A 19,239-nucleotide genomic window follows, 5' to 3' on the forward strand; every position below is an offset into this window, starting at 1 on the left:
GTTCCCTCACGTTTCCGATGTCGCGCACCGCCCAGGAGTGATAGGATGGGGCTCACGAAGGTCAAAATGAGGGAGGGAATCATGACGAACTTGGCGCCTTCCACGAGCTTCGACCTCAGAGAAGAAATTACTGCGGCTTATGCCGCCTGGGATTCGGCGTTCAACAAAGCTGACTCTAAAGCGGTTGCCGCAGCCTATGTTTCGAACGCTAAAGTACTACCACCGACGCATCAGGTCATATCGGGTCCGGAAGAAATCGAAAATTTCTTCGCTGGACTGTTTTCAGGCGGTTTCACTGATCACAAACTAACGATCATGGACGCGGGTGGAGACGAGAAGGTCGTCTACAGTACGGCAAAATGGACGGCCGACGGCAGCGGATCGGATGGGAGCCGTCAAAGCGTCGGCGGCCTTGCTGCCCATGTGTTCGAGCGTCAAGCGGACGGCTCACTGAAGCTGAGGTTACATACCTTCAACTGAGCTCGCCGTCCAATCGCTGGGCGCCGCGCGAGGAGACTTCGCGTGGATATAACGGAATGGCTTCGCGGTCTTGGGCTGGAGCGCTACACTCAGGCTTTCCTGGACGCCGAAGTCACGCCTGATGTCCTGCAAGAGCTGACGGAAGCCGATCTGCGAGAGCTTGGCTTGCCGCTCGGCCCGCGCAAGACCGTGCTGAAAGCGATTCAAGCGCGCTCGATTGCTGCCGCCCTCATTGGTGCTGGTGAACCAGCTGGACAGGTAAGGCCGGTACTACCGTCAGAGGCGGACCGTCGGCAGCTTACAGTCATGTTCGTCGACTTGGTCGGTTCGACCGCCCTCGCCTCGGGACGCGACCCCGAGGAGGTGCGTGAGTTCATGCAGGCCTACCACAACACCGTGGCGGGTGAGATCGCTCGGTTCGAAGGCCACATAGCCAAATTTCTGGGCGACGGCGTTCTCGCGTATTTCGGTTGGCCTCGGGCGCATGAAGATGAGGCGGAGCGTGCCATCCGGGCTGGACTTCGGGTGACCAAGGCGGTCGCGTCCCTGACGGGCCCGAGCGGCTTAGCGCTTGCCGCTCGCGTCGGCATTGCAACTGGTCTGGTCGTGGTCGGTGAACTCGTCGGCGAGGGAGAGGCTCGCGAGCGCGCTGTGATCGGTGAGACGCCGAACCTGGCCGCACGCCTGCAGGGGCTGGCCGAGCCCGGCGACGTCGTGATTGCCGAGTCAACGCGCCGCCTACTCGGCGAAGCTTTCATGTACCGCGACCTCGGCACGGTGCCTCTCAAGGGCTTTCCCGGACCGGTACAGGCCTGGCTCGTCACTGGGGAGGGCGAAGCCGAGAGCCGTTTCGACGCCCAGCACGGTATGGCCACGACCGCGCTGATCGGACGAGACCAAGAACTTGCGTTGCTCTTGGACCGGTGGGAGTGCGCAAAGGAGCGAGAGGGACAGATCGTGCTGCTCGGCGGCGAAGCAGGGATTGGCAAGTCACGACTCGTGCGGGCCCTGCGCGATCACCTCGCAGGCGCGTCGCATACGCCGCTGAGCCATTTCTGTTCGCCATTCCATACCAACACTGCGTTGTACCCGATTATTGGCCTTCTTGAACGGGCGGCGGGAATAAGACGGGAAGATGCTCCCGAACAACAGCTCGATAAGCTCGAAGCCATGCTCGCTCTTGCGACAAGCGACGTGCATGAGAGCGCACCGGTTCTTGCCGACCTCTTGGCAATTCCAGCAGGTGGGAGATACCCGCCACTCGCGCTCAGTCCACACCAGAAGAAAGAGCGAACGTTCCAAGCCCTGCTGGAGCAGATCCAAGGCCTGTCGGCAAGGCAGCCGCTTCTTGCCATATACGAGGATGTCCACTGGGCAGATCCTACCATGCTCGAACTCCTCGACCGGGCTGTTGACGAAGTGCAGGGTCTTCCGATTCTGATGATTAGCACCTTCCGGCCGGAGTTCGTTTCGCGCTGGACAGGCCATGGACACGTGACGGCGCTTTCTTTGAGCCGACTCGGCCGGAGGCAAGGGGCGGCTGTGGTAGATCGGGTCACGGGCGGCAAAATACTTCCACAAGAGGTGCTTGAGCAGATCTTGGCCAAGACCGATGGCGTGCCGCTATTTGTCGAGGAACTCACCAAGGCCGTCATTGAATCCGGACTGCTTAAAGACCACGGCAGCCACTATGAGTTGATAGGTCCGTTGCCGCCGCTGGCGATCCCGACGACACTGCAGGATTCGTTGATGGCGCGCCTCGATCGGTTGGCGCCGGTCAAGGAAGTCGCCCAGATCGCAGCTTGCATTGGGCGCGAATTTGGGCACGACCTTCTGCGATCAGTTACAGCGCTCGACGAGCATGCGCTGCAGCGTGCTCTCAATGAGCTATTAACAGCCGAGCTCATATTCCGGCGTGGAGCACCTCCGGATATTGGCTACAGCTTCAAGCACGCGCTGGTCCAAGATATCGCGCATGAGAGCCTCTTAAAGGGCAAACGACAGCAGATCCATGCCCGCATCGCTGCAGCTCTCGAAGAACACTATCCTGCCCGTGCGGAGGCGGAGCCGGAAACGATTGCTTCGCACTTTACGCAGGGTGGGTTGGCGGGAAAGGCCGTCGGCTATTGGCTGCGGGCCGGCCGGATTGCAGCGGGACGTTCTGCCAATCTCGAAGCGATCACTCATCTCACAAGGGGACTGGAGGCACTGAAGTCCAGTCCACAAGGACCCGAGCGCGATCGCCAGGAGCTCGCGCTGCAAACGGCGATCGGAGGTCCGCTGATCGCCATTCACGGATACACGGCGCCGCAATTGGGCACTGCCTTCAGCAGGGCTCACGCGCTCTGTTATGAACTCGATGACACGGATGCCTTGTTCGCTACTCTTAGCGGGAAGTTTATTTTCCACTTCGTGCGCGGCGACTTTGGTGCCATGCAGATCCTTGTTGCCGAGGGGCAACGCGCCGCCGAGCGGACCGGCGACACGGCGCTTGATCTAGCTGCACATCGTATGGCGGCGCTCACCGCCATGCATGCCGGCGACTTTCTTACGGCTCGCTCGGAGTTCGAAATGATCTTGAGTCGTTATCAGCCGGACACGCATCGGCCGCCGCCAGTTCACTATGTACATGACCCGAAGGCCTCCGCGTTACCCTATTTGGCAATTGTGCTTTGGGTGCTTGGCTACCCCGAACAGGCCCAGAGGACCAGCCGCGCGTCGTTTGAATACGCTGCGGAGCTGAATCAGACGAACCTTACCGCGCACGTGCAGGTCTATGGCGGAGCGGGGCCTGCGGAGCTGATGGGTGACACGGCGGCTGTGCATGCGCACGCCGATGCAATCATCGATCTCGCCGATCAGCACAGCTTGAACTATTGGCGCTTGAGCGGCCTCATCCTGCGGGGCTGGGCAATGGCAAAAGAAGGTAACGTGCAGGGCGGCCTGCCGCTCATGCGCCTCAGTCTGAACGAGCGAGCCAGGCTCGGAGCCAGTTGGTACCAGGTCCGGTACTTGTGGATGCTCGCGGCAATGTACCACCAGTTGGGCGACGACGAAAACGGGCTGGCCACCCTCGCGGAAGCGAAGGCCATTGCTGCGCGCAACGAAGAACATATTTGGGAGGCGGAGCTTGCATGCATTGATGGCGAACTGCGTCGTATTGGCGGTGCTTCTGCTGATGAGGCCGAGAATTATTTGCAAGCTGCGCTCATAATTGCTCAAAGCCAAAGCGCGAAATCCTTCGAATTGCGTGCGGCCATGAGTCTGGCTCGGCTCTGGCGGGACCAGGGCCGGGTGGCCGACGCGCGGGGCCTCCTTGGTTCCGTTTATGGCTGGTTTACGGAAGGTTTTGAAACAGCAGACCTTCGTTCCGCCAAGCCGCTCATGCAGGAACTTGCTGAGGTCTGATTCCTTCTCGTCGTCGCCCACGATTGCCCATCAACATCGACCTCAAACCCCGGCTTATCAATCGCCAATTCAATCTGCGAAGCTGTAGCAATACGAATGCGATTTTCTTGCTTCCCACAATCCAATGCCATTGGCTCGAAGGAAATTGAGCAGTCTCAAGCGATCACGAACACAAATGATGCTCGACGGGAGATGAGGTCCGCCGCGTGAGGAGGAATGAGGCTGTCGTTTGCATCAGCGCCACCGCACTTCTCCCAGGGAGCTCCGAGTCGAGCACGCATGTTCTCGTCTTGCTTTGGGGCAGGCGGTCACGTCACCCGCGTCGTTCGGCCACTGCACAACGGGACCGCGATGCTGTCTCTTAGGGGCTTGCGACCTGTTGCAGCGTGTTGAAGCGCGCTTTCTGCTCGCTGCTCAGCGTGGCATAGAACTCGTCCAGGGCGGGTTCGACCAGCTTGGCGGCCGTCAGCATGGCCTCGAGCCGGTGCTGCATCGCCTCCAGCCGTCCGACGGGCGTCAGCGGCACATCGTTCGGACAGGCCGCCTGCAGGCCCTCAACGCCCTTGGCCGTCGCTTCGCTCAGACGGTCGAGCGCCTCCTTCTGTTTGCCTGCGGGGTGGAGCACAGCCTCGACCCTCTGGATCGGCAACTGCGTTAGGCTGGACTTCGGATCGCCGCAGCCCTCGGCACTGGCTTCCTGCGGCTGTGATGATCGCTCGCCGACATTGGGGCCGAGCGCGCTGAAGCGGGCCTGCTGTTCGTCACTGAGCGAGTTGTAGAAATTCTCCAGTGCCGGTCGCACGATCTTGACGGCTTCCAGCGTCGCGCTGATGCGGTTCATCATCGCACGCAAGCGGCCAGGGGGTGTCAATGCATAGGTCTCCGCGCAGGAGTCCTTGAACACGCCGGCAGCGTTGGCGGCTGCGGTCTTCAACTCGTCGAGCAGTGCGCGTTGCTCCGGCGTCGGCTTCACCGCACGCGCGATATCGGCAAGCGGCCAGGCGGTCACGCCCTTGTCCGGTGCGCCGCACAATTGCTGGAGCGTTTGTCGGCTCACGCTGGCGCGTGGACGCGCGCGGTCGCCGCGGGCCTGCGGATAGTCATACGGGTTGGTGCTGGCATAGGCGGAGTAGGGGCTATCACCACCCCAGAACACGGTGTCGACGAAGTCGTCATACGCGTACGCCCAATAGGCGGGCTCGTAGGCATAGGACCAGAACGTGTAGTCGAAGATGTCGGAATAGGCATAAGGCCAGAACACGGGCCCAAGCCAGGCCACGAACACCGCGGGATGGCGATGTCGCCAGGCCTGCCGGGGAGCCCAGCCGCTCTGGCGAGTGGTGAGGGCCGCCTGGGCTTGCGCAGGGGCCTGCTCGCGGAAGCGCTCGGCAAACCGCCCGCGCTGGGCGGCCTGGGCAGCGGCCGCAACAGCTGGCGCCCGCCCGGCGGGAGCTTGCAGTCCAAGCTGCTGCTGACGCGCCAGGTCACTTTGTTGAGCGCGCTGTTCACGCTGAAGCAAGCGGTTCTGCGTCTGGAGCGTCCGTTGCTGCTCGCGCAACGCCCGCGCGCCTTCCGGTTTCTGCGACTGGAGCTGCTGCACGCGCTGCTGCAGGCGATCGATGCGGGTCTGGCGCTCCGTCGTCTGGCGCGACAGCATCTCGCGCTGCCGCTGCTGCACCATCTGCTGGCGCTGCTGGACTTGCTGTTGGACTTGCTGCTGGCGCTGTTGCGCGCGCGGTTCGATCTGATCTCGCCGCGACATCCGCTCGCTCGCGGCCGGCGGTCCGCTGGGCCGGGAGGGGGCGGCGATGTGCGGCGTCGGCCGGGGCGCCATGGCCGGACGTTGCGGTGCTGCCGGCGTCCGATGGAATTCAGGTCGCGGCGCCGACACGTGCGGAGCTGCCCGCGGTGGCGGTGCAGCGAAATGTGGGGTCGGGCGCGGTGGCGGTGAGGCGATGCGCGGCGCAGGATGTGGCGCCATAGCCGGCCGCTGCGGCATGGCCGGGGGATGGAATGCCGGCGCGGCGGGACGTGCCATGGCAGGTGGCGCAGCCGGACGGGCCATGGCCGGTGGTGCTGCTGGCTGAGGTGCCGGCGCTGCGGCTGGACCCGGTGGCCCGCCCCTTCCATGCCCATGGCCCTGGCCGGGTCCTTGGGCGAACGCGCCGACGCTCGGCGCCAGCATCGAGATACCAACTAAGACGGCCGTAAGGCAAACGCCACGCGGAAGCATGATCCTAGCTCCCAGCTCGTAATCGCCCACGACGTTTCAACGCGCAGATTGCGGAATCGTTCGTTGCTGGCGGCGGCCGGCATGCGATCTTCGGACGCAGGCAGTCTCAGGAGAAGTCCTGCGTCAGGGTGGTGGCGAGCCGCTCCAGCGCCCAGTCGACCTGGTCGCTTGTGATCACCAGCGGCGGAGCGATCCGGATCGTTTGCTCATGGGTATCCTTGGCGAGGATGCCCATGCCCCGAAGCGCCTCGCAGTAGCGGCGCGCGCGGCCGGCCTCGGGATGCAGCTCGACCGCCAGCATCAAGCCGCGCCCGCGCACTTCGCGGATCGTATTGGCGCGGATGTCTTTCAAGCCTTCGAGAAAGCGCATGCCCTGCCTGGCCGCGTTCTCGATCATGCCTTCCTCGACCAGCACGCGCATCGCGGCGCGCGCCACTGCGCAGGCAAGCGGGTTGCCGCCGAAGGTCGAACCGTGCTGCCCGGGCCTCAATGTCCCGAGCACGTCGTTGTTCGAGAGCACGGCCGACACCGGATAGAAGCCGCCGGACAGGGCCTTGCCGAGCAGCGTCACGTCGGCCTCGATTCCCTCGTGCTGCTCGGCGAGCAGCTTGCCGGTGCGGCCGAGCCCGGTCTGGATCTCGTCGAGCACCAGCATCACGTTGTTGGCGGTGCAGAGCTGGCGCACCTCGGTGAAATAGCCGGCTGGCGGAATGATGACGCCGGCTTCGCCCTGGATAGGCTCGACCAGAAAGGCGACGGTGTTTGGGGTGATTGCGTCTTGCAACGCCGCGGCGTCGCCGAACGGGATGATCCTGAAACCCGGCGCGAACGGCCCGAAATGTGTGCGTGTCTCGGGGTCGGTCGAAAAGCCGACGATGCCCAGCGTGCGTCCGTGGAAATTGTTGGCGCAGACGATGATCTCGGCCGCACCATCCGGCACGCCTTTCACCTCATAGCCCCATTTGCGCACCGCCTTGATCGCGCTTTCGACTGCCTCGGCGCCGCTGTTCATCGGCAGCACCTTGTGGGAGCCGGTGAGCGCGGCGATCTCTTCGTAGAACAGGGCGAGCTGGTCGTTGTGGAAGGCGCGCGAGGTGAGTGTCAGCCTGCGTGCCTGTTCGACCATTGCCGCCAGGATCTTGGGGTGGCAGTGGCCCTGGCTGACCGCCGAATAGGCCGAGAGGCAATCGAGATAGCGGTTACCTTCGGTATCCCAGACCCAGACACCTTCGCCGCGCGACAGAACGACCCCGATCGGCTCGTAATTATGGGCGCCAAAGCGTGCTTCTGTCGCGACGAAATCAATGATCGACGAGCTCATCTGTCGTCACTCCATTGCTGCGCGGCGGCGTCAATCTAGACCGGAGGCCGTCAACTCTGATGTGGGTGTCAGCCAACCGTCTTGGAAGTCTGCCTGCGCCCGATGGCGGGGCGCGGCCTGATTTGGCTGAAATGTCAGATGGTTCTGCGGAACCACAGGGCCTCGTTCGCCAACCTGGGCTCTACTGTGCATGGGGTTGTTTTGCCGTTTTTGTTTTGGAGGCCTCAGCCGATCGCACATGGCACGCTCAAAAAGCCACGAAACCGCACCCGGCCGCCCCGCACCGGCTTGCCGCTCACGGCGTAGTTCGGGAAACGCGCCAGGAAGCGTGAGATCGCGATCGCCCCTTCCAGCCGCGCCAGCGCCATGCCGGCGCATTGATGCGCGCCGGTGGCGAAGGCGAGATGCCGGTTCGGCGCGCGCGCGATATCGAAGCTCTCGGGGTCGGGAAACTGCGCGGGATCGCGGTTGGCCGCGCCAATGCACAGCGTCACCGACGTGCCGGCCTCGAGCACGACACCGCCGAGCTCGACCCGCTCGGTGGTCATGCGGTTGCCGAGCTGGTTCGAGCTCTCGTAGCGCAGCATCTCCTCGACCGCGGTCTTGATCATGTCGGGGTTGTCGGTCAGCCGCTGCTTCTGGTCCGGATGCTGGTCCAGCGCCACGAGGCCGTTGCCGATCAGGTTGGTGGTGGTCTCGTGGCCGGCATTGAGCAGGAAGATGCAATTGTGCAGCAGCTCCTTCTCGGTCAGCCGCTCGCCGTTCTCCTCGCCCTGGATCAGGCGTGTCAGCACGTCGCGCTCGGGATTGCCGGGCTTGGCGCGCCGGCGCTCCACCAGCGTGTCGAGATAGGCGAGGAAGTCCGTCACCGCCTTGTTGCCGCGCGCAGCGGCTTCAGGGGTCACCACAGGTTCAAGCGCGCCGAGGATCGCCAGCGACCAGTCGCGCAGCGGCCCGCGCTCGTCATGGGGGACGTCGAGCAGATTGCCGATCACCTCGATCGGGATGGACGCGGCGAAATCCTCGATCAGCTCGCATTGTCCCTTGGCCGCGATGGCGTCGAGCAGACCGTCGACAAGCTTGATGAGATCGCCCTCCATGCCGGCGATCGCCCGCGGCGACAGCGCGCCCATGATCAGGCGGCGCACGCGGGTATGGGACGGCGGGTCGTTGAAGACGAGGCTCGTGGTGTGGTGCTCGTAGAGCGGGGTGTCGCCGTATTTCGGTGCGAACTCACGCTTCTTGTCCGAGCTGAACGATTTGGTGTTCTTGTAGGTGGTGACGAGATCGTCATAGCGGGTCAGAAACACGGTGCCGCTGCGCAGGCGCTTGACCGGCTCGTTCTCCCGCAGTGCACGATAGGTCGGATAGGGGTTGTCGTAGAACTCGGGCGTCAGCTTCTCGAGATCGAAGCTTGCCGCCAGCTCCTTCGCATTTGCGTTCATCCCGTTATACTCGCCGGTTAAAGCCGTTATGCCGTTTTTGTTGTTCTGATCGGCGCATGCATGCGTCTACAGTCTGCGTACCTTGCTAGCCGACCGGACAGGAAAATGCACGCCCACGCTGACGCTGCCGACACGGCCCCGACTTGGCCCGACGATATTTTCGCGGCCTTGCAACGCTTCGACGTCCGGCAGGTGCCTTACGTGCCCGATGCGGGCCATGCGAAGTTGATCAATCGCGTGCTGACCTCATCCACGATGCGCGGCATTTCCCTGACCACTGAGGAGGAGGGCGTGGCGCTGCTTGCGGGCGCCTGGGCCGGCGGACAGCGCGGCGTCTTGCTGATGCAGTCGAGCGGCGTCGGCAATTGCATCAACATGCTGTCGCTGATCCCGATCCTGCGCTTTCCCTTCCTCACCCTGGTGACCATGCGCGGCGAGTGGGGCGAGTTCAATCCCTGGCAGGTGCCGATGGGATCGACCACCCAGGGCGTGTTTGAGCTCTCGGGCGTCCAGGTGCTGCGTGCCTCGAACGCGGCCGAGGTGCCGGCCGTGTTGGAGGCCGCTGCATCGCAAGCCTACAACGCGCTGACGCCCACCGCCGTCCTTCTGTCGCAGCGCCTGATCGGCGCCAAGGTTTTCACCAAATGAGCAAGGCCAATCTCCTCGACCGCCGTCAGGTGGTCTCGACGCTGCTCGCGAACCGCAACGACGTCGTCGCGATCGGCGGCTTAGGTGCCTCCACCAACGACATGTGCGCGGCCGGCGATCACGCCCGCAACTTTTACCTCTGGGGCGGCATGGGCGGCGCGGCGATGATCGGCCTCGGCCTCGCACTGGCGCAGCCGAAACTGCCGGTATTGGTCATCACCGGCGACGGCGAGATGCTGATGGGCATGGGCAGCCTTGCCACTATCGGCCTGCAGAAGCCGTCCAACCTCTCGATCGCGGTGCTCGACAATGAGGCCTATGGCGAGACCGGCGGCCAGACCAGCCACACCTCGGCCGCCGCCGATTTCGTCGGCGTCGCCCGCGCCTGCGGCATCAACGACAGCCGGTCTGTCACGACCATGGCCGACGTCGAGGCCTTCGCCAAAGCCGTCCATGACGTCTCGGCCGGGCCGCGCTTTGCCAATGTGAAGATCGGCAGCGCCGGCCTGGAGCGGATTTTGCCGACCCGGGACGGGACTTACATTCTCAACCGGATTCGCGGCGACCTCGGCTTCCAGCCGATCTAGGACGGGGCTGTCCGCTTCATGCGGCGCCCAGGTCCTGCACGCGGCCCGTGCAGACAGGCCAATTTGCACTGAATTTACAACGCACTTAGGTTGCGCTGCAATATAATGCTTGACTTCTGCGTGGGTGAGTGCTTACTCACCCAGCATGAGCTCATTGCGTATGACGAGCGACCTGAGGCGTCAATTGATCCTCGGTGCCGCGAAGCGCTGCTTTGCCCGACATGGCTACACCGGCACCACGACGAAGAGCGTGGCGGCCGCCGCTGCCATTTCCGAGGCGCTGCTGTTCAAGCATTTCCCCTCCAAGGCGGCGCTCTACGCCGAAATTCTCAGCGACGAATGCGAAGCGGATCCGGCGTTCATCGAGCTGCTCGAGCGGGAGCCCTCGACCGCCACGCTGGTCGAGGTGGTCCGCAGGATGGTCGCGCATTTCCTGCGCATTGCTGATGGTCCCGATCAGGAAGAGGCGCAGCGCCTGCGACTGATGGCCACGAGCCATCTGGATGACGGCGAATTCGCGCGTTTGCTATATGCCAAGATCGAGACACTGATTGGGGCGGCTTTTGTCGGCTCGCTTGAACGCGCCGTGGCCGCCGGGGATGCGCGGCCCTACGCTGGCGATCCGCTCAACCTGTTCTGGTTTGCGCATCATGCGGTGATGACCGCGGCGCTGACCAGGCTGCCGGCCACGCCTTGTCTCGCTTACGGCAAGGCGAACGACCTCGAGCGGCAGCTGTGTGAGTTTCTCCTGAGGGGTATCGGACTTAACGACGCCGCAATTGCTTCGCATCTGGGCCACAATCAGGCCGCGGATGCCGGCAAGGCGGCGATTGCAGAAAGTGCATGACATGAACATCGTAACCGAGCACAAGATTTCGGGCGAACCGATCGACAACAAGGCTCCCAAGCGTCCGGTCCGGCCGGTGCTGTGGTTCATCATCGTCGGCACGCTGCTCGCCGCGCTGGTCGGTGGCCTCGTCTGGTTCAACTATTTCCGCGGCCAGATGATCAAGCAGTTCTTCGCCAACAACAAGCCGCCGCCGACAGCCGTCAGCGCGGCGGAAGCGAAGTCCGAGGTGGTGCCGAACCTGCTCACCGCGGTGGGCAGCCTCGTCGCCGTGCACCAGGTCGACGTCAGTGCCGACGTCAACGGCCGCGTCACCGAGATCAAGTTCCAGCCGGGCACGCGTGTCGAGGCCGGCACGCCCCTGGTGCAGCTGTTCGATGCGCCGGAGCAGGGCGACCTCGCCAACTACAAGGCCCAGGCGACCGTCGCGCAGCTGTCGCTCGACCGTGCCAAGCAGCTGGCCTCGCGCCAGTTCGGCCCGCAGGCGACCGTCGATCAGGCGCAGGCTGCCTACGACCAGGCGCAGGCGGGCATCGCCAAGACCGAGGCGCTGATCTCGCAAAAGCTGGTCCGCGCACCGTTCGCCGGCGATCTCGGCGTCCGCAAGGTCGAGGTCGGTCAATACCTGACGGCAGGTACGGCGATCGTATCGCTGACCGATCTGTCGGAGCTGTGGGCCAACTTCACGGTGACCGAAAAGGATTCCGGTAACCTCAAGGTCGGCCAGACCGTTCGGCTCAAGGTCGACGCCTATCCGGGCCGCACCTTCGAAGGCAAGATCACCACGATCGAGCCGCAGATCGCGGCCGACACCCGCAACATCCGCGTGCAGGCGACGATCGCCAATCCCGAGAAGATCCTCAAGCCCGGCATGTTCGTGACCACCACGGTTGTGCTGCCGGACAAGCCGGCCGTGATCACCGTTCCGGAGACTGCGGTCGACTACACGCTGTATGGCGACTCGGTGTTCGTGATCACCGAGAAGAAGGAAGAGGATGGCAAGACCAGCCTGTCCGCGGTGCGGACCTTCGTGCAGACCGGCAACCGGGTCGAAGGTCGCGTCGAAATCATCAAGGGCCTGAAGGCTGGCGACAAGGTCGTCGCCGTCGGCCAGCTCAAGCTGCAATCCGGCGCGGCGGTGTCGATTTCGACCGACCCGGCTCCGCAGATCCCGGCGCAGCCGCCGCGCTACTGATCATGACATTCAAGTGATCCGGTCTGGCCGGATCACTTCTCTTGAGACAAAGAAATCGAGATCGCCGCGATGGCCTTTACCGATATTTTCATCAAGCGCCCGGTTCTGTCGGTCGTCGTCAGCCTGCTGATCCTGCTGATCGGCCTGCGCGCGGCGATGGTGCTGCCGATCCGGCAATATCCCAAGCTGTCGAACACGGTCATCAACATCACGACCGTCTATCCGGGCGCATCCGCCGACCTGATCCAGGGCTTCATCACGACGCCGATCGAGCAGGCGGTCGCCTCCGCCGAAGGCGTCGACTACATCACGTCGTCCTCGGTGCTCGGCACCTCGACGATCCAGGTCTACATCAAGCTGAACTTCGATCCGAACCAGGCGCTCACCGAGGTGCTGGCGAAGACGAATTCGGTCAAATATCTGATCCCGAAGGAATCCAACGACCCGATCGTCACCAAGACCACGGGCCAGACCACGGCCGTGATGTATCTCGGCTTCTCGTCCGAGGAGCTGTCGGGCTCGGCGATCTCGGATTATCTGACGCGTGTGGTGCAGCCGGTGCTGTCGACCGTTGATGGCGTCGCTTCCGCCGACATTCTCGGCGGGCAGACCTTCGCGATGCGGCTGTGGCTCGATCCCGAGAAGATGGCCGGCCGCAATGTGTCGCCAGCGGATGTGGCAGCGGCGATCCAAGCCAACAACTTCCAGTCCGCGGCGGGCCAGGCCAAGGGCTATCTGATCGTCTCGAACGTCTCGACGAACACGGGTCTGACCAACGTCGATCAGTTCAAGAAGATGATCGTCAAGGCCAAGGACGGCGGCTTCGTGCGGATGGAGGACATCGCCACGGTCGAACTTGCCGCCCAAAGCACGGATGCGAGCGTCGCCTTCAACGGCGAGCACGCGATCTTCATCGGCGTTCAGGCCACCCCGCAAGGAAACCCGCTGACGCTGGTCAAGGGCGTGCGCGCACTGTTCCCGGAGCTCGAACGCAATCTGCCGCCGTCGATGAAAATGAAGGTCGCCTACGACTCGACCAAGTTCATCCAGTCCTCGATCGACGAGGTGGAGAAGACGCTGGGCGAAGCCGTGATCATCGTTATCGTGGTTATCTTCCTGTTCCTGGCCTCGCTGCGGTCGGTCATCATTCCCGTCGTCACGATTCCCTTGTCGATGATCGGCGTCTGCACGCTGATGCTGGCGCTGGGATTCAGCTTCAACCTCCTGACGCTGCTGGCGATGGTGCTGGCGATCGGCCTCGTGGTCGACGACGCCATCGTCGTGGTGGAGAACATCCATCGCCATCTGGAGGAGGGCAAGACGCCGGTCCAGGCGTCACTGCAAGGCGCCCGCGAGATCGTCGGTCCGGTGATCTCGATGACCATTACGCTCGCCGCCGTGTACGCGCCGATCGGCTTCCTTGGCGGCCTCACTGGTTCGCTGTTCCGCGAATTCGCCTTCACGCTGGCGGGATCGGTGATCGTGTCGGGCGTGATCGCGCTGACCTTGTCGCCGATGATGTGCTCGGTGCTCCTGAAGAACACCGAAGAGGGCCGCTTCGCCAAGCTCGTCAACAGGGTGTTCGGCGCGCTGACGCGCTGGTACGGCCGCAAGCTCGACCGCTCGCTCGACTACAAGGCGATCACCGGCCTGTTCGCTGTGACCATCCTCGGGCTCGTCGGATTCCTCTACATGCACACGTCGAAGGAGCTGGCACCGGAGGAAGATCAGGGCATCGTGTTCGCGGTGACCAAGGCGCCGAAATACGCCAATATCGATTATGTCGATTTCTACGGCGAGAAACTCGACGAGAAATTCCAGCAGTTCCCCGAGACCGATCTGCGCTTCGTGCTGAACGGCATCAACGGCCCGCAGGGCGGCATCGCCGGCATGCTGCTCAAGCCCTGGGACGAGCGTAAGCGCTCCTCGATCCAGCTGAAGCCGCTGGTGCAGGCCGAGCTCTCCAAGATCGAGGGCGTTCAGGCCTTCGCGTTCAACCTGCCGCCGCTGCCGGGCGGGCCGGGCGGCCTGCCGGTGCAGATGGTGATCAACTCCACCGCCGGGTTCCAGACGGTCTATGAGCAGATGGAGAAGCTGAAGGACGCTGCGCGCAAGAGCGGCATGTTCATTGTCTCCGACAGCGATCTCAACTTCAACCAGCCGAACGTGAAGGTGACGATCGACCGCAGCAAGGCGCAGGATCTCGGCATCAACATGCAGAACCTCGGTGCCACGCTCGCTGTGCTGCTCGGCGGCAATTACGTCAACCGTTTCAATCTCGAGGGGCGGTCCTACCAGGTGATCCCGCAGGTGCCGCGCGCCAAGCGACTGTCGCCGGAATCGCTCGGCGGTTATTACGTAACGACCAATACCGGCCAGCAGCTTCCGCTTTCGACGGTGGTGTCGATCCAGACCAAGACCGATCCGAATTCGCTGACGCACTATAATCAGCTCAATTCGGCGACCTTCTCGGCGGTGCCGATGCCCGGCGTGACCGTCGGCGCGGCGGTCGACTTCCTCGAAAGCGAAGCCAAGAAGCTGCCCCAGGGCTTCAGCCACGACTATCTGGCGGACTCCAGGCAATACGTTCAGGAAGGCAACCAGCTCGCGATCACCTTCGGCTTCGCGCTGATCATCATCTTCCTGGTGCTGGCAGCGCAATTCGAGAGCTTGCGTGATCCGCTGGTGATCATGATCTCGGTGCCTATGGCGATCGTCGGCGCGCTGATCCCGCTGTTCTTCGGCGCCGCGACCATGAACATCTACACCCAGGTCGGCCTGCTGACCCTGGTCGGCCTGATCACCAAGCACGGCATCCTGATGGTGGAATTCGCCAACGAGCTCCAGGTCAACGAGCGGCTCGACCGCCGCTCGGCCATCGAAATGTCGGCCCGCATCCGCCTGCGGCCGATCCTGATGACGACGGCCGCCATGGTGACCGGCCTGATCCCGCTCCTGACCGCGACCGGCGCGGGCGCGGCCAGCCGCTTCTCGATCGGTCTGGTCGTCGTGGCGGGCATGTCGATCGGTACGCTGTTCACCCTGTTCGTGCTGCCGGCGGTGTACGTGGTGCTGGCGACCGACCACCGCGCGGCGGCCGATTCCGAGCGAAACAAGCAGATCAACGAGCTCGATCTCGGCGCCGAGGCCCTGCGGCCGACCTGAGACGGCTCGCACGCGAACCAGAGGGCGGTAGCGGCCAACCGTTGCCGCCCTTTTTCCGTTGTGCCACGGCCTCGACCGTTCGGCGGCCGCAGCCGCAGGGCCTTCTCGCGCCTGCGAAAGACAAGGCCCAGCCTTCTTGGTAGGTTCCGCGGGATGAGCCGTTCCCTCCGTCCGACGCCCCGCAAGCTAGGACGCTGCCGAGCGCGGCTCCGGCCGGCGCTGTCTCCGGCGCGGCTGCGGGACGGGCGATCAGGACGCGGCTGTTCACCAAACACGTTGCGCTGTTCGTGGCCGTCGTCGCCGTCGCGCTGCTGGCCAACGGCCTGTTTGAGGTCTTCCAGTTCAACGAGGAAAAGAAGGTTGAGCAGCGGACCTCCCAACTGCGGCGATCGCTCGACGCCATGATATCGTCGTGAAGCAGCACGGCGGCACCATCGACGTGAATACCGCGCCCGGTGTATTACCGAATTCATCATCACCCTGCCGCGCACGATGGCGGCGGGCGGCACGTCCGGAGGCAAGTCGTGAACGTTTACATCCTGGTCGTCGACGACGAGCCCGACGTCGAGGCGCTGTTCCGGCAGCAGTTCCGGCGCGAGTTGCGCGCAGGCCGCTTCCAGATGGAGTTCGCCACCTCCGCGCCCGATGCGCTCAAGCGCGCCGCCGAGGTTCGCGCCCCCTCGTTGATCCTGTCCGACATCAACATGCCCGGCATGAGCGGGCTGGACATGCTGCCGAAGGTGCGTGCCGCGCACCCGGACGTTCCCGTCATCATGATCACGGCCTATGGCGATGCCGAGACGCGGCGGAAGGCGATCGAGCGCGGCGCCGTCGGGCTGCTCACCAAGCCTATCGACTTTGCCTTGCTGCGACAGGAAATCGACACGAGGCTCGAGCAAGCCGCATGAGCACGACCCTCCTCTTCGTCGACGACGAGCCGGATCTCGAGGCGCTGGTCCTGCAAAAATTCCGCAGGCAGATCCGCGACGGAGAGGTGACTATCATGTTCGCCCGCGACGGTCTCGAGGCACTGGCTGCGCTCGAGCAGCACCCGCAGGTCGACATGGTGGTTTCGGACATCAACATGCCCCGGATGGACGGGCTGTCGCTGCTCACGAAGCTCCAGGAAGCCGAGGACAAGAAGTCGACCATCATCGTCTCCGCCTATGGCGACATGAGCAACATTCGAACCGCCATGAACCGCGGCGCGTTCGACTTCCTGACCAAGCCGATCGACTTCGCCGATCTGGAAGCCACGATCGGCAAGACGATCCGGCACATCGAGATGCTGCGCGAGGTGCGGCGACGGCAGATGGAAGCCGAGCGCGCCCATGCCGCGCTGTCGCGTCATTTCTCGCCCGAGCTGGCCAAGCGTCTGGCCGCCAGCGGCGAGGGCGAGGGAATCGAAGTGCAGTGGCGAGATGTCGCCACCATTTTCACCGACATTACGGGCTTCACCTCGCTGGTCGAGACCGCCCCGCCCGAGGCATTGGGCAAGCTGCTCAACGAGTATGTCGGCGGCATGACCGAAATCGTCTTCGCGCATGAGGGGACGGTCGCAAAGATCATTGGCGATGCCATCCAGGTGCTCTTCAACGCGCCAGGGGATCAGCCGGATTATGCCACGCGCGCGGTCGCCTGCGCCCACGAGCTCGATGCTTGGGCGCAGGAGTTCCGCGCGCGGCAACATGCGACGGGCATCACCTTTGGTGCGACCCGCATCGGCATTCACGCCGGGGCGGCGCTGGTCGGTAATTTCGGCGGCAACCGCTACTTCGACTACACCGCGTATGGGGATTCCATCAACATCGCGGCGCGGCTGGAGGCCGCCAACAAGCATCTTGGGACGCGCATCTGCGTCAGCGCCAGCGTCGCCGAGGCGGCTGAGAAATTTCAAGGGCGCCCTGTGGGTGAGCTGATGCTGCGCGGACGCAGCGAGCCGTTGCGCGCGTTCGAGCCGTTGCCGCCGGCAAAATACGAGGCGCCGGAAACCGCGCTGTATGCGGAGGCTTTCGCCAAGATGGCGGCCGGCGACGCCGCGGCCATGCCCGCCTTTGCCGCGCTGGTCGGCATGCATGCCGACGATTCCCTGGCCGGCTTTCACCTGAAGCGCCTGCTCAACGGCGCCAAGGGCATTCGCATGCAGCTTGAATAGGAGTACGTCATGATCCGCGATTTCCCCTCCGGCAATTACCGCTTCATTCCGTCGGTGTTTCAATATTCTGCGGGTGCAGCCGCGGATGACGGTTACGAAATCGAGCGCGTCCGCTTCGATCGTCTGGTGCCGCTCGCTGAAGGTTTCGCGCTGGCGGCGAAGTTCATCCAGGAAGCAGGGCGACCGCTGACGGCGTTCTGTGCCTGCGAGCTGCGCTCACCGGCGGCCTTCAGCGAGGAGGGCTTTCGCGCGTTCAACCTGCACTATGTGAAGACGCTGTCCGAATGGGGCATCTTCGACGGCACCACCAATCCCGTGGCGCGCAGCAATGTTTGTCCCGAGATCGAGCCGCCGTCCGAACCATCGTTCTATGCATTCTCGTTCACGCGGCCGACCCGCTCCAAGGCCCCGTCTTTCGTCATCGCCGGCGGCGCCGAGGCGCGCGAGGGCAGCGGGACCTATGTCGAGCGCACGGTGCGTTATCGCGATCTCAGCCCGGAGGGCCTGCGCGAGAAGGTGCGCTTCACCACCTCGCAGATGGAGACCCGGATGGCGGCGTTCGGTTTTGGATGGAAGGACACCACCGGCGTCCAGGCCTATTCCGTTCACGACTTCCATCACGCGCTGGCCGACGAGCTGGTTCGGCGCGGCGCGCTGCGCTCCGGCCTGACCTGGCATTTCGCCCGGCCTCCGGTGGTCGATCTCGAATACGAGATGGATTGCCGCCGCGTGATGCGGGAAGCCGTGATCTGAGATCCTCGTCCTGAGGGCGGCCGTCAGGCCGCGTCTCCAGGATGGCCGCAGGCGACAACGGGGCCTTCATGGTTCGAGACGCGCGCGAAGGGCGCGCTCCTCACCATGAGGAACAACTAGCGCTGCCGCGGATCCAGCGCATCGCGCAGGCCGTCGCCGAGCAGGTTCAGCGACAACACCACAAGGAAGATCGCAAGTCCGGGCCAGATCGCCATCCAAGGCGCCTGCGTCAGGAAGCGTTGCGCGGCGTTGAGCATGCTGCCCCAGGACGGTGCCGGTGGTTGCTGGCCGAGGCCGAGGAACGACAGCGCAGCCTCGGCGATGATGGCGGCGGCGATCGAGAGCGTCGCCTGCACCAGCAGCGCGGGCAGGATGTTCGGCAGGATATGCGAGAGCGCGATCCGCCACGGCGGATTGCCGAGCGCGCGCGCCGCCTCGACATAGTCCTCGGCCTTGACCACGAGGACCTGACCGCGGGTCAGGCGGATGAAGATCGGGGTTGCCGATATGCCGATTGCGATCATGGCATTGCCGAGGCTCGGCCCGAGGAACGCCGCCAGCGCGATCGCCAGGATCAGGAACGGGCATGCCAGCATCGCATCCGTGACCCGGCTGATCAGCGCGTCGAGGAAGCCGCCGCGATAACCGGCGAGGAGGCCGAGCGGAACGCCGATGCCGAGCGCAATCGCAACCGAGATGAGGCCCGCCAGCAGCGAGGCGCGCGCGCCGTAGACGATGCGGCTGAGAATGTCGCGGCCGAGCTCGTCGGTGCCGAACCAGTGCGCCGCATTGGGCGGCTTGCGTACCAGGCTCCAGCTCGTCGCGATGGGATCATAGGGCACGATGAGCGGGGCCAGCACGGCGAGCAGGATGAACATCGTGAGCACGATGAGCCCGAACACCGCCGCCTTGCGCTTGAACAGCCGCCGACGCGCGCGGCGGGCCGGGCTGTCCAGCTCGTCGGCGTGCGTAAGGGGGCTCGGCAGCGCGGCGTCGGTCATG

The 19,239-nt window shown here is 64.0% G+C and carries 15 protein-coding genes; 11 read left to right on the forward strand and 4 right to left on the reverse strand.

The genetic code is table 11. The features are described 5' to 3' along the window. Positions 1 to 81 precede the first annotated feature (81 nt). A complete protein-coding gene (locus tag E4K64_RS04475; RefSeq protein WP_430642466.1) occupies positions 82 to 480 on the forward strand; it encodes a YybH family protein in 399 nt (132 codons plus the stop codon). A gap of 42 nt (positions 481 to 522) precedes the next feature. Next, a complete protein-coding gene (locus E4K64_RS04480) occupies positions 523 to 3,888 on the forward strand; it encodes an adenylate/guanylate cyclase domain-containing protein (RefSeq protein ID WP_135162351.1) in 3,366 nt (1,121 codons plus the stop codon). A 361-nt stretch (positions 3,889 to 4,249) separates the two neighbouring features. On the opposite strand, the gene E4K64_RS04485 is transcribed toward E4K64_RS04480, so the two are convergent. From E4K64_RS04485 to E4K64_RS04495, 3 genes are all read right to left on the reverse strand, one after another. Further along, entirely contained in the window at positions 4,250 to 5,722 is a 1,473-nt protein-coding gene (locus E4K64_RS04485; protein WP_135162352.1) for a Spy/CpxP family protein refolding chaperone, read from the reverse strand. Between the two features lie 505 nt (positions 5,723 to 6,227). Next, entirely contained in the window at positions 6,228 to 7,442 is a 1,215-nt protein-coding gene (gene rocD, locus E4K64_RS04490; RefSeq protein WP_135162353.1) for an ornithine--oxo-acid transaminase, read from the reverse strand. 224 nt (positions 7,443 to 7,666) lie between these two features. Continuing rightward, positions 7,667 to 8,887 (reverse strand): cytochrome P450, encoded by a 1,221-nt coding sequence (locus E4K64_RS04495; RefSeq protein ID WP_135162354.1) that lies wholly within the window; start codon positions 8,885 to 8,887, stop codon positions 7,667 to 7,669. A gap of 105 nt (positions 8,888 to 8,992) precedes the next feature. Here E4K64_RS04495 and E4K64_RS04500 point away from each other — a divergent pair, with 105 nt between their 5' ends. The 9 genes from E4K64_RS04500 (at position 8,993) to cnbZ (ending at position 18,237) form a co-directional block, all read left to right on the forward strand. After that, positions 8,993 to 9,535, forward strand: coding sequence for a phosphonopyruvate decarboxylase (locus E4K64_RS04500; RefSeq protein WP_167771799.1), 543 nt, complete (start codon positions 8,993 to 8,995; stop codon positions 9,533 to 9,535). Then, positions 9,532 to 10,122, forward strand: a complete 591-nt coding sequence (locus tag E4K64_RS04505; RefSeq protein ID WP_135162356.1) for a thiamine pyrophosphate-dependent enzyme — start codon at positions 9,532 to 9,534, stop codon at positions 10,120 to 10,122. The genes E4K64_RS04500 and E4K64_RS04505 overlap by 4 nt, the downstream gene beginning before the upstream one ends. Before the next feature lie 160 nt (positions 10,123 to 10,282). Next, entirely contained in the window at positions 10,283 to 10,969 is a 687-nt protein-coding gene (locus E4K64_RS04510; protein ID WP_167771800.1) for a TetR/AcrR family transcriptional regulator, read from the forward strand. Position 10,970: 1 nt separating this feature from the next. Next, positions 10,971 to 12,164: an efflux RND transporter periplasmic adaptor subunit gene (locus E4K64_RS04515; protein ID WP_167771801.1), complete on the forward strand. Its 1,194-nt coding sequence runs from the start codon at positions 10,971 to 10,973 to the stop codon at positions 12,162 to 12,164. Between the two features lie 69 nt (positions 12,165 to 12,233). Beyond that, entirely contained in the window at positions 12,234 to 15,329 is a 3,096-nt protein-coding gene (locus E4K64_RS04520) for a MexW/MexI family multidrug efflux RND transporter permease subunit (protein WP_135162359.1), read from the forward strand. 287 nt (positions 15,330 to 15,616) lie between these two features. Then, a complete protein-coding gene (locus tag E4K64_RS41600) occupies positions 15,617 to 15,745 on the forward strand; it encodes a hypothetical protein (protein WP_283812309.1) in 129 nt (42 codons plus the stop codon). 108 nt (positions 15,746 to 15,853) lie between these two features. Then, positions 15,854 to 16,237 (forward strand): response regulator, encoded by a 384-nt coding sequence (locus tag E4K64_RS04525; RefSeq protein WP_135162360.1) that lies wholly within the window; start codon positions 15,854 to 15,856, stop codon positions 16,235 to 16,237. After that, positions 16,234 to 17,484, forward strand: coding sequence for an adenylate/guanylate cyclase domain-containing protein (locus E4K64_RS04530; protein WP_135162361.1), 1,251 nt, complete (start codon positions 16,234 to 16,236; stop codon positions 17,482 to 17,484). The genes E4K64_RS04525 and E4K64_RS04530 overlap by 4 nt, the downstream gene beginning before the upstream one ends. A 9-nt stretch (positions 17,485 to 17,493) precedes the next feature. After that, a complete protein-coding gene (cnbZ, locus tag E4K64_RS04535; protein ID WP_135162362.1) occupies positions 17,494 to 18,237 on the forward strand; it encodes a 2-amino-5-chloromuconate deaminase CnbZ in 744 nt (247 codons plus the stop codon). Positions 18,238 to 18,353: 116 nt separating this feature from the next. On the opposite strand, the gene E4K64_RS04540 is transcribed toward cnbZ, so the two are convergent. After that, positions 18,354 to 19,238, reverse strand: coding sequence for an ABC transporter permease (locus E4K64_RS04540; RefSeq protein WP_126256478.1), 885 nt, complete (start codon positions 19,236 to 19,238; stop codon positions 18,354 to 18,356). Between the last annotated feature and the right edge of the window lies 1 nt (position 19,239).

The sequence above is a fragment of the Bradyrhizobium frederickii genome (assembly GCF_004570865.1).
In the GTDB taxonomy this organism is placed as follows: domain Bacteria; phylum Pseudomonadota; class Alphaproteobacteria; order Rhizobiales; family Xanthobacteraceae; genus Bradyrhizobium; species Bradyrhizobium frederickii.

Bases quoted from the DNA above. Each gene is read 5' to 3' on its own strand.
- E4K64_RS04475 (WP_430642466.1), top strand. From the start codon at position 82: ATGACGAACTTGGCGCCTTCCACGAGCTTCGACCTCAGAGAAGAAATT.
- E4K64_RS04485 (WP_135162352.1), bottom strand. From the start codon at position 5,722: ATGGCGCCCCGGCCGACGCCGCACATCGCCGCCCCCTCCCGGCCCAGC.
- rocD (WP_135162353.1), bottom strand. From the start codon at position 7,442: ATGAGCTCGTCGATCATTGATTTCGTCGCGACAGAAGCACGCTTTGGC.
- E4K64_RS04495 (WP_135162354.1), bottom strand. From the start codon at position 8,887: ATGAACGCAAATGCGAAGGAGCTGGCGGCAAGCTTCGATCTCGAGAAG.
- E4K64_RS04500 (WP_167771799.1), top strand. From the start codon at position 8,993: ATGCACGCCCACGCTGACGCTGCCGACACGGCCCCGACTTGGCCCGAC.
- E4K64_RS04505 (WP_135162356.1), top strand. From the start codon at position 9,532: ATGAGCAAGGCCAATCTCCTCGACCGCCGTCAGGTGGTCTCGACGCTG.
- E4K64_RS04510 (WP_167771800.1), top strand. From the start codon at position 10,283: ATGACGAGCGACCTGAGGCGTCAATTGATCCTCGGTGCCGCGAAGCGC.
- E4K64_RS04515 (WP_167771801.1), top strand. From the start codon at position 10,971: ATGAACATCGTAACCGAGCACAAGATTTCGGGCGAACCGATCGACAAC.
- E4K64_RS04520 (WP_135162359.1), top strand. From the start codon at position 12,234: ATGGCCTTTACCGATATTTTCATCAAGCGCCCGGTTCTGTCGGTCGTC.
- E4K64_RS04530 (WP_135162361.1), top strand. From the start codon at position 16,234: ATGAGCACGACCCTCCTCTTCGTCGACGACGAGCCGGATCTCGAGGCG.
- cnbZ (WP_135162362.1), top strand. From the start codon at position 17,494: ATGATCCGCGATTTCCCCTCCGGCAATTACCGCTTCATTCCGTCGGTG.
- E4K64_RS04540 (WP_126256478.1), bottom strand. From the start codon at position 19,238: ATGACCGACGCCGCGCTGCCGAGCCCCCTTACGCACGCCGACGAGCTG.